Origin of the sequence: Cohaesibacter celericrescens, from assembly GCF_002866925.1 — a bacterium.
Lineage (GTDB): Bacteria > Pseudomonadota > Alphaproteobacteria > Rhizobiales > Cohaesibacteraceae > Cohaesibacter > Cohaesibacter celericrescens.
This window is the reverse complement of the sequence record NZ_PKUQ01000002.1, coordinates 1-15,836: the sequence shown is the minus strand read 5'-3', so window position 1 is coordinate 15,836 and position 15,836 is coordinate 1. Positions and strand designations below refer to the sequence as shown.

Here is a 15,836-nt window from a genome sequence, read left to right as displayed (position 1 = left end):
AGATGTCGAGCCACGTCATACACAAGTTTGCCCAGCATTGTGTCTCGTGGCAAGCCAACCAAATTCAAATTACCGGACGGTCTCCAGCAATCTGCCGAACACGGTGCTACACCCACTTGCCATCATGCCAACATCCAGCAAAGCTTTGATTAGAAGACAGTTTTTAAGCTGTCCTGTGATCACATATTGCCGGAGAATACTGTATGAAAGCGGAATCCAAGACATTTCACTGGGTCGGGGCGGGTCTCGCTTCTGTCCCCGGTATAAAGCGATTGATTGCCAAGGAACATACTCTCAAAATCTGGGAGCGAGATGTAAGCAAAGCATATTTGGCAACCAAGGGACTTTCGGGAAATTTTGACGTTTGCGCGGCGACCGACGGTGCAATGCAAGCCGCAATTCACCCCGGTGATATTGTGATATCAATGCTGCCTACGCATATGCACACCAGCATGGCCCGCCTTTGTTTGGAAAAAGACGCGCATTTTGTGTCGTCATCCTACATCAATTCCGAAATGGCCGCACTTAACCAGCAAGCGAAAGACAAAAATCTCACCTTCATCAATGAAGTCGGCCTTGATCCCGGCGTTGATCATTTACTGGCTCACCTTTTGATGGATGATTATCGATCAAGCCCTTATTTCGATCCTCACAATACCCACGATTTTCGTTCCTATTGTGGAGGATTCCCTGCCGTTGCTAACGATTTTAAATACAAATTTAGTTGGTCGCCGTTGGGAGTGCTTAAGGCTCTAAAAAGCCCCGCCAAAGCGATTTTGGAAGATCATATCGTCACAATTGAAAAGCCATGGGATGCAGTTGAACCATACGTCTTGAACTTGCCGCACCAGACGGAAATGTTCCAGTCCTATCCCAATCGAGATTCCTTGCCCTTTATGCAGGATTATGGATTTGGAACAGATTGGACCATCGCCCGATTTGTAAGAGGCACTTTGCGGCTAGATGGTTGGTCTGATGCATGGAAGTCGGTGTTCGACACCATCGAAACCACAGATAACGATGATAAAGAACTGGCAGCATTGAGCGACCGATTGTGGGCAGATCATTCCTATCAAGAAGGCGAGATGGACCGGGTTGTCTTGTCGGTGGATTTAAAAGTATCCCATGACGGACGTGTCGTCTGGCACAAGACCAAAAGTCTCGACAGTTATGGCACTGCACAAAACAGCGCGATGGCCCGCTTGGTTTCCATCCCAGTTAGTCTAGCAGCCGAAGCAATTTTGAAAGGCCAACTAAATGCGGGGGTTCAAGCCGCACCCAATGATCCCGGTATGATCCGCGCTTGGCTGGAAACTATCGCGGAACATGGAGATATGATCTATCACACCGACCATTGCATGACCGCAAAGCTGGAAGCGGCTGAATAATGAAAAATGGGACTGCCCTTGGTTGGCAGTCCCATTCTATGATCTGATTTAGGAAACTTGTTTAATCACTTCTTGCCGCGCCTGCTGCTTGGTTAGCAATTTGCCTTGTTCGTTGCTTGCTAACTTTTCGCGGGCATTGGCATATTTGTCGTCGTACCAGAAAATCGTACAGCCGTTACAGCCACGACCACAGCACCCTTCTTTGCCCAATCGAGGGCTTTTAATTGACCGTTTGTTCTGGTCGGCATCAATCGCCGCCTGAAGCTTTACATTCTTACGTTCATAAAGCCCTTCATCACCGCGACCCAACTCCAGATCGTGCGCTTCGGCATCATGCTTGAGGCGTTCCCATTGAGCCGGTGTTAGAGCGCGTTCTTTGCGCAACACTGTCATTTCAGGCACATGTTCAATCAGGGTTTTCGGGTCTTCATGATCAAACAGCGAGAAGGGAATGCGAATGACCGGCTTGGTGCCGGGATTAACCACATCCAGTATTTTGCCATTTTTGGCATCTTCAAATTCATAAAGGCGGATGGGGATTGGCGCGCGCAAATAGGGTGACACAAATTCGATCACGTCGCCTGCTTCAAGCTTGTTTTTAACATCAACAATGAAACAATCCGCACGGACTTCTCGCACCACACCTGCAAATTCCCATTCTGCAAATGTCGCCGTATGTTCAAAACCATGAGCATAATTGGTGAGGCGACCATCATGAAAGGCGAGGGTGTAGCCACGGTTTGGTACCGTTGCAAGCTCTTCCATATAGGCTTCAGGATCCCAATTGTCCGGATCGTCATACCAATCATCAATTGCCATGCGGTAAGCCTTGGCCACCACCGCCACATAATAGGGGCTCTTGCCACGGCCTTCGACCTTCAGACTGTCAATGCCGATGGAGAGATAATCGGTTAGCTTAGGCATGATGCACAAATCGCGACTATTGAGAATGTAAGAGCCACGCTCATCCTCGACAATTTGCATCAATTCGCCAGGACGCTGCTCTTCTTCCAAAAAGAAGTCAAACAGTTCGAGATTCTCTTCGGATAATTTCAACTCGCGCACGGTGCCGTCGCGTAGCTTCATATGCACTTTATACTTCCAACGGCAGCTGTTCGAACAGGACCCTTGGTTGGCGCCTCGTTCGGACATGAAATTGGAAAGCAGGCAGCGACCAGAATAGGTCATGCACATCGAGCCATGCACAAAGGCTTCTAGTTTGATGTCTTCACATTTTTCACGCACTTCGGCCAGCTCAGCAAAAGACACTTCGCGCCCCATGACCACAAGTTTGGCACCCTGACTTTCCCAAAATTTCACCGACTGCCAAGAGCACACATTGGCTTGCGTTGAAACATGCAGCTCCAGCTCGGGCGCTTGCTCCTTTACGAACATGAAAACACCGGGATCAGCAACGATCAGCCCGTCTGGTTTCACCTTCCGCACGGTCTCGACATACTGCGGCAATTTGTCGATATCTTTGTTATGTGAAAACAGGTTGAGTGTCAGGTAGACCCGTTTGCCATGTGCATGGGCAAATTCGATACCCTCAACCACATCTTCCAGAGTCATTTGGGACTTGGTCCGTAGGGACATATCTGGCGTACCAAGATAAATGGCATCAGCACCATATAGTACCGCCATTTTCAACTTTTCGAGATTGCCGGCAGGCATCAACAGCTCAGATCGAGCAGGGCGTATTGGATGAGCGCGCTCAGATTTGGCTTTGTTGCTCGGAAGGGTGGAAACGACGGTCATGGGGATCTCCTGGAACGATATGAAGCGTGAGTGATAGCAAAACAAACGACCAATGACCAGTCACTTACACGTATGCAAAAATTGTTATCAAACGCAACGTTTTTACGCTGTGGTTTGAACGGAACACGTGTCAGTTCTATGAGCCTGTGTTATACTGTTCGAATAAACAAACATAATGGCGCTAACGTCAGTTGAAAGGGTCTTTTGGGGAGAAGGGTCTTATGAATCTATCTGGTGAGTTCCGAATACAATCGACACCGGACAAAATTAGACAACAATTCCAGGATCCCAAACTATTGGAAAAGGTGGTTCCGAACTGCCATTCTATGGTTGAGTTGGAGACTAACCTGTTCTTGGCGACAATGGATCGATTGACCAATAGAGATCAACAAATCCAGTACCACTTTCGTTTCTCTCGAGGAGAAAACAACAACCAATTCGTGGTGAGTTTCAAGGGCGTTGAACCGGAAGCTCTCGTTTTGAGTGGAAGACACATAATATACCTGAAACCTGATCAGGGGGCCACAATTCTGACGTACCATTCGACCATAGAATTGAGTAAAATGGGCAGAGAAAGCGCTGTTGATCCGAGCAAGATTTTCTCAAAGGCAAGCGAGATTTTCGATAATGTCGCTGACACCCTTCAACCAAAGGACAAAGCTATGACCAAAACTGATTCCAAACTGGACGACGCTATAAACAAAACTGAAAATGCTGTGGTTGAATTGGAGCTTGAAGCAGAAGAAGCGGCGGCTACAGGCTTCTTAGGTGGAGCACAAATGTGGGGCTGGATCGCTGTGGCGATATTGGCGCTCGTGCTGCTTGTTTTCTTTCGTTAATCCAAAGGCCAGAGCCCAGACTTAAGCACCCAAGATGCTGTAAATTAAAATGAAAGTGCGATGAACCAGATGCTATATTGTTGTAAACTTGGCCTTAAGAACAAATTCTCGTCAGTTCGGCGGCTCGGCCTCTTGCTCTTGTTCATCTTCATTACATTTGGCCAGCAGGCTCAGGCAGCGGCTCCATTGGTATCAGCGCAGTGGCTGCAAGAAAATCTTTCTCAGCCCAACATCCGGATCTTGGATCTGCAGCCCACCAGTGGCTATGAGCGCGTCCACCTTCCTGGCGCTATTAACAGCCAATATAATATTTGGCGGCAGAATAAACCAATGCAGGGTCAGGCCCTTCCTGACATTGCATATTTGGAAAAACTGATGGGTTCTCTGGGGATTTCCAATAACACCCATGTCATTTTGACACCTGTTGGTGCCAATCCCAGCGAAATAGCAATCGCCACCCGCATTTATTGGAGCATGAAAGTTCTGGGGCACAAGGCTGTTTCCATATTGGATGGAGGCCTCATTGCCTATAGTAAACTGCCGAAGGCCAGCTTTACCCAAGCAAAAACTCCTGTCCGATCCGTTCCTTACACAGCTGTCCCAAACCTAGCCATGGCTCCTTCTGCCATGGATGTTCTCTCAGAATGGAAAAAGGGTACACCGCTTGTAGACTACCGCAGCGAGGCAGAGTATTTTGGCAAGGTTGGAGGCACGCGCCTCGGAACAATAACCGGAGCCAAAAACCTCCCTTATGACCTTCTTCTTGAACAAGGCCAAGGTGGCCGGTTCTTGCCGGTGAACAAGCTGAAAACTCTTTTTCAATCCCGTAATATTAACACATCTGGCCCCGCAATCGGTTTCTGCAACTCCGGTCACAGGGCATCTTTAGCTTGGTTTGTCTCTCATGAGATTCTAGGCAACAAGGAAGCGCTGCTTTATGATGGTTCTATGGCCGAATGGAGCAAACAGCCTGACTATCCCATCAGCATTCCTAAATAGAATAACAGACTTCTCTTAGTCCGTTTCAAGACTTGTCGGGTGTAGAGTTAGAGGCGGGCGGCTTATGGGGCGTGACCCTATGCAGATGTTTGCCTTCGACTCCATCAATATTAGCTTGCTGGACCAGTCTTTCAAAATCCTGTTCACGAACATCAACTTCGATGTCCTGCACACGATCTGTTGAAATACCCAAATGATCCAACGCAGCGCGACCAAATGTAATGCCACTTTCGAAGGTTTCCCTGATGTGATAATCCACTTGCCGCTGGGCCAATTCCATTGCGTGAGCCCGATCCGTCGCGCGGCAATAGATGGCAGCTTTGGGGAAATTCTCTTTCACTACATCGATAGCTCGAGCCATAACTTGTTCGTTTTCAACGCATAACGCGATGATGATTGCATCCTCAGCCCCCGATGCGCGCAATATATCCTCGCGTGTCGCATCGCCATAATAAACAGGCAGCCCCAATTTACGTGCAGTCGCTATCCGGCGGGCATTGTTGTCAATTGCAACTATATTCAGCCCTTCTGCCATTAGCATTTGAGACACGACCATGCCAAATCGACCAAATCCGATTACGACTACTTGTGGTTTATTGTCACTGAATTTGGCAATTTCGGGCTCTGGGTCATCAGGATGCCGACTATGTAAATAGGCCGCAAGCGCGTCGTGTCCTTTAACAACCAACGGCGTCATAACCATCGATAAAATCACCACCGCCGACATAATGGTAAATTCGGGTCGTTGTAAACCAGCAGCCGCTGCCGCTGCAAACAAAACAAATGTAAACTCACCCGCTTGAGGCAAAGCGATGGCAATCTGGATTGCGTCAACATTGGGTGACCCGGTTACCTTTGCCAGCAGCCATAAAATGGTACCTTTGATCATCATGACAGCAACCACGCCGACTAGAATGATGGGTAGATTAGAGAGCGTGACAGGCAGATCCAAAGTCATACCAACCGTCATAAAAAACAAACCCATGAGCAGCGAACGAAAGGGATAAATATCAGCTTCCAATGCATGGCGGAAACTCGATTCAGCCAACATAATACCAGCCAAAAAGGCACCCAACGCCATAGATAGCCCCGCCAAATGCATAATCTCGGCACTGCCCAGCGCGACCAAAAGAGCCGCAGCCAGCATAATTTCGCGGGCTTTTGTATTGGATAGGATTGTAAACACCGTCGAGAGGAAATAGCGCCCGACAATAATCACGACCAAAACGGCCGCAACCGTTATACCTATCTGTTCGATTATGCTTTCTGGCGCTGCTTCATGCGCGGTTGGTGCCATAATATCAACCATCGCTAATAGAGGCACAATCGCTATATCTTGCATCAACAAAATGCCAAAGGCCCGTTGGCCATAGGCTGAAGAAAAGTGCCCGCGTTCATTCAAAATTTGAACGGCGAACGCGGTTGAAGATAGCGCCATACCAAAACCACCGATCAGAGGTAATGGTTTAGGCAACCCCAAAAGCGTCATCACGCCTGCCAAAGCAAGTCCGGTGAGAATAATCTGGCTGGTTCCCAAACCAAAAATATCGCTTTTCATGCGCCACAATCGCTCGGGTTTGAGCTCCAGCCCTAATACAAACAGCAACAGCACGACGCCAAGCTCGGCCACGGGACGAATGGCATCAACAGATTGGATAAATGAAAGGCCGAACGGCCCGATAACCATGCCCGCGAACAAGTATCCGATGATCGACCCGACACCCAATCGTTTTGCTATGGGGACCGCTATTACAGCAGCACTCAAAAATACGATAGATTCAGTAAAAAAAGCAGGCGCTGCTGCAGAGGACATCAAATGAACCTTGTAAATTTGGGGTGCCCAAAACGGGACTACCCTCAGCGAAAACACTGATTCTATTTTCATTATAGACCGACGCAAGATCGCTGGATATCAAACTGAAGGTTGGCATGGTTTGATACAACCGAAGGGCGGCTCGTCAAAAAAACGAAAGCCCACCGAGATTAAATCGCGGCGGGCGTTCGTTGATCGGAAGGTATGGGGATTAGCGGCGGGCTGTTTTTCGTCTTTTGGACTTGCCACATCCCCAGCTCCAGTCACGTCTCGAACCGACATCCACATGGACATAGGACGACCGACAGTAAATGCCAACCCCACCGATTCCCGAAATGGTCCGTGCGTATTTGGCAAGCGCATTTTTGCTCACCCCTGGCACCCGGATATCGGCGGCTTTACAGTTCATGTGTTGAGAGTTTTTTGCGCCTTTCACGCGGCGATTATAAGCCTTGGACCGGTAACCCGATGTGATAATAACCGGCTTGCCATAGTGCTTTTCTACTTTGCCTAGGAGTTTCGTCAATTCTGGTTTCAAACATCCCAATTGTACTTTTGAGTGCGCCACCAGAAATCGTGATTTGCTGTTCTTAACCGGTTTAGTTTCAAGACCATTGGCATAGGCCATTACAGAACGTTGGGACATGTCGATATGGGTGCTGACGGAGCTACTGACTCCATTTGATCCCGTTGTGTTGCATCCGGCAATTAGACCTGTAAGTCCGACCAAAACGCCAAAGCGCAAAAATCTCATCATTCCGTTATCGCAGCGGCAACGAGCCCTGCGCCCTATTGGGCCAATTTTCCTATGGTGAAAACCAAAGAAAAAAGGCCGTACTCATCAGGTTCGTGCCCTCCATCATCGCCCATAGGAGGCAAGAGAGAGTCCAAACCAATTGAACAAAAATTTAAAAAGATAACCGGATTTTAGCCGCTCTAACTCAGAGGTCGACAGGCACCAGCAGCCCGGGTTCCATTTTGGGATCCGACACTCAGAAGGCAACAACACCATTCTCTAAGATGATCTGGATCGCATAACACCAAATATTGAGGCCAGCAAGAAACAGCATCACGCATGCCTGTTGCTGTGGTGTGGAACGAATGAAGTTGAATTTTGGCGGCATTATGACAATCGCGCATAACAGTGAGCCAAGATGAGCGCATTTCTGCTATGCAAAAAGAAAGCCCCTCCCAGATAGATGCGCTGGAAGGGGCTCATTATTCTGCCCGTTTGTAAGGACTACAGATTTATTATTACCATTTACCTGTATTGGCCATAGATGCCCAAGGTTCTGCAGGGGGTAAGGGGTCTCCCTCTTGCAAAAGCTCAATTGAAATATTGTCTGGTGAACGGACAAATGCCATGTGACCATCACGAGGCGGGCGATTGATCACCACACCATTTTCCATCAATTTCTGACAAAGGGCATAAATATTTTCCACCCGATAGGCGAGGTGACCAAAGTTCCGGCCTTCGTCATAGGTCTCTGGGTCCCAATTGTAGGTCAATTCGACACAATTTTCATCTTCACCATCTGCAGAAAGAAAAATGAGAGTAAAGCGACCTTGTGGATACTCATTGCGACGGACTTCTTTCAGTCCAAGCTTGTTGCAATAAAAATCCAGAGACTCGTCAATATCGCTCACGCGCACCATAGTATGGAGAAATTTCATAGTATCATCCCTTGAAGCTGCCATCCGTATCAGTTTGACGAAAGTATAAGGAAGGATTGATGGATTACAATAGTCAACATTCTGCAAGGACCACACTTTGCAGCATGGTCAACAATGCATCCAACATTACAATATTCACCGGCGCTGGCATCAGCACCGAAAGTGGCATCCCTGATTTTCGCTCACCAACCGGTTTATGGTCGAAAATGGTACCTATACAATTTGATGAGTTTGTCTCTTCTGAAACGGCCCGGCTAGAAGACTGGCGTCGCCGGTTTATCATGAACCGGGAGTTTTCTGCCGCCAAACCAAATGAGGGGCACAAGGCGCTTCTGCGTCTCAACCGGAGCGGCAAACTCGCCGGCACCATCACACAAAATATTGATGGACTGCACCAAAAGAGTGGACTTCCCGCCGATCAGGTTATTGAGATACATGGAAACAGTACCTATGGGGCTTGTTTGTCTTGCTCGGCAAAATCCAGCCTTTTAGAAGCAGAGAGGGTGATTGCTGAAACAGGAAAAGCACCACGCTGTTCACTGTGTGGAGGATTGATCAAGGCTGCCACCATCTCATTCGGTCAACCAATGCCCGAGCCGGAGCTATTACGTGCAGCCCAGCTAGCCAAAAGCTGCGACCTCTTTATCGTGCTGGGCTCATCCCTGGTGGTTTATCCCGCAGCAGATTTGCCTCAAATAGCCAAACAAAACGGTGCAGAGCTTGTAATTATAAACAGGGAGCCAACCCCGCTGAACCAGATGGCCGATCTGTATATCCGGGATGAAATTGGTTCGGTAATGCAAAGTATTTTGTGATTGGCTGTCATCAAGACATCGCAGGTCTCATTAGGCGCTAAATTGAACCAATCCTTCGATTCCCAAAACGCCGCAAATGATGATGTATGGATAGGCAATGAAAAAGTTAAAATTTTATTGATGCAGAGATCGTTCCAAATGCTATCCTCCGGTTGAGAATCGACCATAGTATTGAGTCGGGAACGAGGCTACGCAGAGTATTGAGGCACTATAATGGGGGTGAAAATTGCACCAGAGCGGCAACCCTTTGAAAGTGATGCAACCGAAGACGCAGCGGTAGATGTCACTCAGATTGCCGGGAAGATCAAATGGTTCGACGTAGCCAAGGGTTTTGGCTTTATCGTTCCTGATGATGAAAGCTCAGACATTTTGTTGCATGTCACCTGTTTAAGACGTGACGGATATAGGACCGCCTATGAAGGGGCGCGTCTCGTCTGTGAAGTTCTTCAAGGCCCCCGGGGATTGCAGGCACTACGCATTCTTTCTATGGATGAAAGCACGGCAATCCATCCTTCTCAGCTCCCTCCTGCTAATACCCATGTGCAAGTGACGCCCACCAGTGAACTGGAAACGGCGACAGTGAAGTGGTTCAATCGTGAAAAAGGCTTCGGATTTCTCACGCAAGGTGAGGGCACCGATGATATTTTCGTTCACATGGAAACCCTCCGCTTGTATGGCTTGACGGAATTGCGTCCCAATCAGGAAGTTCAGGTCCGCTATGGTCCTGGTCCTAAGGGCAAAATGGCAACAGAGATCCGTCCTTCAACCGGTGCGCATATCCCGTCTTCCCACTAATGTCATATTATGGTGCGAGTGTGAGTTAGGACAGAGTCCGGTCAACCACTTGACTTAATGCATTGTTCCACGGGCAATCGCGTCATTGATGAAATGTGAGGAGCGAAATATATGGTTGGTCACCTCGTGAAATTTGTTGCGTCATTTTCTTGCACATTATTGTTTTGCGTTGTTGCTATTAGCACTCTGGCTCCCGCCAAGGGTCAAGCAGAACAAATTACCTTAAACTCGGAATCACAATTGGTCGACATGTCGACAGATGCTGCCGTGAAAGACTTTCTTGCAGACCCATCACATCTCGTTATTCAGACAGCCGATAGAAAGCACCCCTTTATAATCGAGTTAGCCGACGACGATTCTTCGCGCACCAAAGGGTTGATGTATCGCACCAAAATGGCCGAAAATGCTGGTATGCTATTCGATTTTGGTGAAAGCCGTCAGATCAATATGTGGATGAAAAACACCTATATATCCCTAGATATGCTGTTTGTACGACAAGATGGAACCATCCATCATCTGGTGAAGTCGACTACCCCACTATCTCAATCAATTATCGGGTCAGGTGGGCCGGTGAGATACGTTCTTGAAGTCAACAAAGGCACCGTCGAAAGAACCGGCGTCAAACCCGGCGATCAGCTATTGCATCAATTGTTCACACCCAAATCATCTAAATAGACGTCATTAGTGCTTTTGTCCTTGCTCCGGTCCCAAGCTATTGCTATCTAAGCAACATTCCGCTGCAGGGCGATCTTTTGGATTGTCCGAGTGAATGATGTCGGAGCGTAGCGCAGCCTGGTAGCGCATCTGGTTTGGGACCAGAGGGTCGGAGGTTCGAATCCTCTCGCTCCGACCATTGTTTTTTCTTAAAACTTTGAAAAACAATGGTTATTTGCAATAGGGAATTTTGCAACCCCTTATCCTACCCCCCTAAAATAAACAGTGTGTTCGTTGTGGACCGTCATGCCGTGAGTGTTATGGCAAAGGTCGTTCATGGGCCAACGATGCAAGCAGCCGAGTGCAAAAACGATTCTCGCTGCAAACCATTGTGCGGGTGGGAGGTATTGTCACATTATTATTCTATGCAATCTATACGAGAGATTTGAGCGGCATAAATTTGCCGTTTTAGCTTGTTGATTTTCTAGTAAATTCAACCTAGTGTTGCTTAATGTGACAAAGCCAAATTCAAAATACTTAAACTGGCTTTGGGTTCGATTGGTGCGATCTGAAAAGCTGTGGAATTTCAATGGCGATGAAATTTCTATTAGGTGTTCGAGCCAAGTATAATATTTTCCTCCGACACTACCCATTGCACAGCAATGGCCCAAGAAGGAGGGTCATCGATCAAGCGTGCCGCGCAAAAAGGCCGGACACATGATCGAAAACTGTCGAGATCGTTGTTAGCCCAAATAAATTCTCGCAAAACCGGGGGCGTCCACACATGACAATGCCAGATAAACGCAAATACTCGACTTAAGCGTAGTATATTTGTGACGCATACGCCATAACAAGCAGGCACGCAGATCGCAAAGCTTGATCTGGCTAAGGCAGTCGAAGGATATAATTGCAATATGGGCCCAAATTCGTTGGCCGATGAGCGCGACCGAGGGTTTATTATTCCCATTGGTGGAGGCGAGGATCGCCTCAAGGAAATGCAAATCCATCGCAGGTTTGTTGAGCTTTCTGGCGGTGAAAATGCCGATATTGTGGTAATCCCCACGGCGTCAATGCTAGATAAGACAGGGCCGGATTATAATCGCATTTTTTCCAATCTGGGCGCAGGCAAGGTTGAGTTTCTTCCGATTTCGCGCCGCTCAGATTGTGAAAATCCTGAGTATTCCAAGATGCTGGACAATGCTACCGGCATATTCATTACGGGCGGAAATCAGTTGCGCCTCTCAGCGATTCTGGGCGGTACGTTTGTCGCAACAAAGATCATGCAACGCAACGCCGAAGGGGTGCCTGTTGCAGGCACGTCAGCTGGGGCCTCAATCATGTCAGAACACATGGTAACCGGCGGGCAGGGCAATGAGCCTCCGGCTGAGGGGGCTGTTACTTTGGCTCCTGGCATTGGGCTGATCAATACGGTCATCATTGATCAACACTTCACCCAACGGAATAGATTGGGGCGTTTACTGACTGCCTCGTCCTTTAATCCCTCTCTGATTGGTTTGGGCATAGATGAAGACACGGCGGCCTTCATCGGACCCGACAACGTGTTGGAAGTGGTCGGGAGCGGCACGGTTACGATGGTTGACGCTAGCCGAATAACCCACTCGTCGATATGGGCTGCCAAACCGGGTGAGGCTTTGAGCCTGCTTGGTCTTCGCCTTGACATTTTGGGCGAAGGGTGTCGCTACGATCTGAACACGCGCATAGGATTTCCACCAGAAGATCATCTTTTGGTTTCGACATTGCCAGCCCCGCTCTCCTAAAACCCCGCACTGGCGCGGATCATCTTCAATCAACGAGGTAGGCATGTGAAAATAGTCTCAACCAATGTTTTTGTCGGCCCGAATATCTGGTCAGGTTTCCCTGTAATCCGACATGTTATTGATTTGGGAATACTGGAATCTTGGCCTTCAGCAAAAATCGGATCAGAATTTGTCGAAGGACTGATTTTTGCGTTGCCAGGACTTGCTAGCCATGGATGTTCCTATGGCGAAGCCGGGGGATTTTTGCGCCGACTGCGCGAAGATGACGGCACCTGGATGGGGCACATTCTGGAGCATTGTGCTATCGAAGTGCAAAATGTCGCTGGCACGGATGTGAGCTTTGGCCGCACACGCGGCACCGGAGAACTGGGCAAGTACAACATGGTCTATGCCTATCGTCAGCGCGAAGTAGGGTTGGCCGCAGGCGAGCTGGCACTCCGACTCTTGATGTACCTTTTGCCACAGTCATTGCAGGATCAGGTCGAGCATGCGTTCGATCCGGCCTTTGACTGGCAAACGGAATTGCGTGATTTCGTTCTGGATGCACAAAGCAAGGAACTTGGCCCCTCAACTGGGTCTCTGGTAAAAGCGGCCCAAGAGCGCGACATACCCTGGATTCGACTGAACGAAGGATCCTTGGTGCAATTTGGATATGGAAAAAATCAGCGGCGCATTCAAGCCACGATCACGTCCGAAACCAGACACATCGCAGTTGAAATCTCCTGCGACAAGGAAGATACACATAACCTGTTGAATGACCTTGGGCTACCCGTGCCGCAGCAACGCATTGTCTACAGTGCTAACGAAGCCATAGAGGCTGCCCGCATGATGGGGTTTCCCGTTGTGGTCAAACCTTTGGATGCCAACCATGGGCGAGGCGTATCGATCAATCTGAACAAAGATGAGGAAGTCGAAGCCGGTTTTGCGGAAGCCAAGGAACATTCAAAAAGCTCGGCTATACTCGTCGAGAGCTTCGTCACAGGCTTTGACCATCGAATGTTGGTCGTGAACAACAAGCTAATTGCAGTGGCCAAACGCGTGCCTGGCCACGTCGTCGGAGACGGCAAACACACGATTACCGAACTTGTCGATATTGTAAATCAGGATCCGCGCCGCGGCATTGGGCACCAAAAAGTACTCACCAACCTTGAGATCGACAATCAGGCTAAGCGACTGATTGCGGATGCAGGGCACACTACCGATACGGTTTTGCCGATTGGGGTGACGTTTTATCTACGGACAACGGCCAACCTGTCCACCGGTGGCACTGCAATCGACCTGACGGACGTTGCGCATCCTGATAATCGCGAAATGGCAGAACGAGCAATCATTGCGGTTGGTTTGGATGTTGGAGGTGTTGATTTTCTCATTGACGACATCACCAAATCCTACAAAGACATTGGCGGTGCGATCGTCGAAGTGAACGCGGCCCCCGGGTTTCGTATGCACGTTGCCCCATCCGAAGGTCTGCCGCGCGATGTTGCGGGCAAGGTGATCGACATGCTGTTCCCGCTAGGGCGCCAGAGCAGAATCCCGATTGCGACAATCACAGGTACAAACGGTAAGACAACGACTTCGCGTATGTTGGGCCACATTATGAAGACCAGTGGCAAAATTGTAGGCATGACGTCCACCGACGGCGTATATGTAGATGGCAAGCTTAGCGTTAAAGGCGATATGACTGGACCTAAGTCGGCTCTGATGGTGTTGCGGGATCCTGCGGTGGATTTTGCCGTTATGGAAGCCGCACGCGGTGGGTTGGCGCGTAGTGGACTTGGGTACCGACATTCAGACGTTGCGGCTTGTTTAAACGTAACCGCCGATCACCTTGGTATGAGCGGAATTGAAACAGTAGAGCAGTTGGCTGTTGTGAAACGTGTGGTCATAGAAAGCGCCACAAATACCGCTGTCCTCAATGCTGATGATATCGAGTGCCTGAAAATGGCAGACTACGCGGATGTTGAATCAATTTTCTACGTAACCATCGATCCTGGCCATACATTGGTAAAAGAGCATATCAAGGCAGGTGGTAAAGCTATCGTGCTCGAACAGGGCATGAGTGGGGACATGCTGACAATCTACGACAAAGGATTGCACTTGCCCGTCCTGTGGTCGCATCTGATACCAGCCACCCTTGAAGGCAAGGCCGTGCACAATGTTCAGAATGCTATGTTTGCGGCCGCAATGGCTTATAGTTTTGGCGTTGATCTTGATAACATTCGCAACGGTTTGCGCACCTTCGACACCAGCTACTTTCAAGCCCCTGGCCGCATGAATGTATTTGATGAACACCCCTTCAAGGTTATTCTGGACTATGGCCACAATCCTGCAGCTTTGGCTGCAATGGCTGGGCTTGCGGATCGACTAGACGTACAAGGTCGTCGTATTGTTGTGGTGTCGATGCCGGGGGACCGCCGCGACCTCGATGTTGCTGATGCTGCACATATTCTGGCGGGACATTTCGACCATTACATTTGCAAAGCAGATGATGATAGACGCTCTCGCGGCTACGATGAGATACCGCAACTGCTAAAATCGCAGTTTCTCAAAAATGGCGTCCCGGACAATCAGATATTCATAATTCCAAATGAAGAGGACGCAGTTGCAGCGGGTTTGAAAATGGCAGAACTGGGTGACCTGGTCATGATCTTCGGCGACAACAGTCAACGATGCTGGAAACAGATTACCTCCTTCAATATGCAAGACCAAAACACCCACGTTGCACCGACCTTAATCGGTGTTGAGGCTCCGGTTCCTTTTGAAGAAATGATCGACAGCGATTTGAGCATGGTGCGTGACGCACGTGGTGTTCGATTGGCTCGTGGACATTTCGAGGAAGCTGATTGAACGGGGACATTGAGGTCTAGTGACGTCAAAGCCTCCAATATCTATCGCTGCTTGCTTTCAAAAGCAGGCAGCGTCAAGGTTTGTAGGAACCTTGGTTTCTAGGTTGGATTAAGCCTCGAACATGGTAATGTCAGAGTAAATTACTTGAGGCGGGCAGTGCGGTGACTTATCTTCGCAGGATGACCAAACACTCCCCTTTTCGCTATTTCAAAACCAGCCCATAGATCATTCGCCTTGCGGTGAGCTTTATGTTCGATTTCCACTTTCCATTCGTAATGTTGAAGACCTTTTGCACGAGCGCTGCATCGACGTGAGCCATGAGACCATCCGGTTTTGGTGGAATAGGTTCGGTCCAGTCTTTGCGTCAGAGATCCGTAGAAAACGAGTTGAAAGGTCGAGATGCTTGACACAATGGCAGTGGCATGTGGACGACGTCTTCTTCAAAATTAACGGCGAAACGCACTATCCATTGACCG

The 15,836-nt window shown here is 48.9% G+C and carries 12 protein-coding genes and 1 tRNA gene; 9 read left to right on the top strand and 4 right to left on the bottom strand.

The annotated features are described in order from the left end of the window. Positions 1 to 203 precede the first annotated feature (203 nt). Positions 204 to 1,388, top strand: a complete 1,185-nt coding sequence (locus C0081_RS03230) for a saccharopine dehydrogenase C-terminal domain-containing protein (protein ID WP_101532379.1) — start codon at positions 204 to 206, stop codon at positions 1,386 to 1,388. A gap of 48 nt (positions 1,389 to 1,436) precedes the next feature. Here C0081_RS03230 and C0081_RS03225 read toward each other — a convergent pair whose 3' ends face one another. Next, positions 1,437 to 3,146 carry a peptidase U32 family protein gene (locus tag C0081_RS03225; protein WP_101532378.1) on the bottom strand — a complete coding sequence of 570 codons (1,710 nt, stop codon included), beginning with the start codon at positions 3,144 to 3,146 and terminating at the stop codon, positions 1,437 to 1,439. Between the two features lie 221 nt (positions 3,147 to 3,367). On the opposite strand from C0081_RS03225, the gene C0081_RS03220 reads away from it, so the two are divergent. Further along, the gene (locus C0081_RS03220) at positions 3,368 to 3,985 is read left to right on the top strand and encodes an SRPBCC domain-containing protein (RefSeq protein WP_101532377.1); all 618 of its coding nucleotides are present in this window, start codon (positions 3,368 to 3,370) and stop codon (positions 3,983 to 3,985) included. A 60-nt stretch (positions 3,986 to 4,045) separates the two neighbouring features. Further along, on the top strand, positions 4,046 to 4,984 hold the full coding sequence (locus C0081_RS03215) for a sulfurtransferase (RefSeq protein WP_101532376.1): 939 nt from the start codon (positions 4,046 to 4,048) through the stop codon (positions 4,982 to 4,984). A 25-nt stretch (positions 4,985 to 5,009) separates the two neighbouring features. Here C0081_RS03215 and C0081_RS03210 read toward each other — a convergent pair whose 3' ends face one another. The 3 genes from C0081_RS03210 to C0081_RS03200 all read right to left on the bottom strand — a co-directional run bounded on the left by C0081_RS03210 (position 5,010) and on the right by C0081_RS03200 (position 8,471). Next, positions 5,010 to 6,797, bottom strand: coding sequence for a monovalent cation:proton antiporter-2 (CPA2) family protein (locus C0081_RS03210; RefSeq protein WP_101532436.1), 1,788 nt, complete (start codon positions 6,795 to 6,797; stop codon positions 5,010 to 5,012). 211 nt (positions 6,798 to 7,008) lie between these two features. Beyond that, the gene (locus C0081_RS03205) at positions 7,009 to 7,554 is read right to left on the bottom strand and encodes a YcbK family protein (protein WP_101532375.1); all 546 of its coding nucleotides are present in this window, start codon (positions 7,552 to 7,554) and stop codon (positions 7,009 to 7,011) included. Between the two features lie 497 nt (positions 7,555 to 8,051). Further along, on the bottom strand, positions 8,052 to 8,471 hold the full coding sequence (locus tag C0081_RS03200) for a VOC family protein (RefSeq protein WP_101532374.1): 420 nt from the start codon (positions 8,469 to 8,471) through the stop codon (positions 8,052 to 8,054). A 59-nt stretch (positions 8,472 to 8,530) separates the two neighbouring features. Here C0081_RS03200 and C0081_RS03195 point away from each other — a divergent pair, with 59 nt between their 5' ends. The 6 genes from C0081_RS03195 to cphA all read left to right on the top strand — a co-directional run bounded on the left by C0081_RS03195 (position 8,531) and on the right by cphA (position 15,360). Further along, positions 8,531 to 9,286, top strand: a complete 756-nt coding sequence (locus tag C0081_RS03195) for an SIR2 family NAD-dependent protein deacylase (RefSeq protein WP_101532373.1) — start codon at positions 8,531 to 8,533, stop codon at positions 9,284 to 9,286. A gap of 213 nt (positions 9,287 to 9,499) precedes the next feature. Beyond that, complete coding sequence (locus tag C0081_RS23645; RefSeq protein WP_101532372.1) at positions 9,500 to 10,081, top strand: cold-shock protein; 582 nt, start codon at positions 9,500 to 9,502, stop codon at positions 10,079 to 10,081. A 111-nt stretch (positions 10,082 to 10,192) separates the two neighbouring features. Further along, entirely contained in the window at positions 10,193 to 10,756 is a 564-nt protein-coding gene (locus tag C0081_RS03185; RefSeq protein WP_101532371.1) for a DUF192 domain-containing protein, read from the top strand. Between the two features lie 101 nt (positions 10,757 to 10,857). Further along, positions 10,858 to 10,934: transfer RNA gene (locus C0081_RS03180), tRNA-Pro, on the top strand. 715 nt (positions 10,935 to 11,649) lie between these two features. Further along, positions 11,650 to 12,513: a cyanophycinase gene (locus C0081_RS03175; RefSeq protein ID WP_101532370.1), complete on the top strand. Its 864-nt coding sequence runs from the start codon at positions 11,650 to 11,652 to the stop codon at positions 12,511 to 12,513. Positions 12,514 to 12,558: 45 nt separating this feature from the next. Further along, entirely contained in the window at positions 12,559 to 15,360 is a 2,802-nt protein-coding gene (gene cphA, locus C0081_RS03170; RefSeq protein WP_101532369.1) for a cyanophycin synthetase, read from the top strand. Positions 15,361 to 15,836 lie beyond the last annotated feature (476 nt).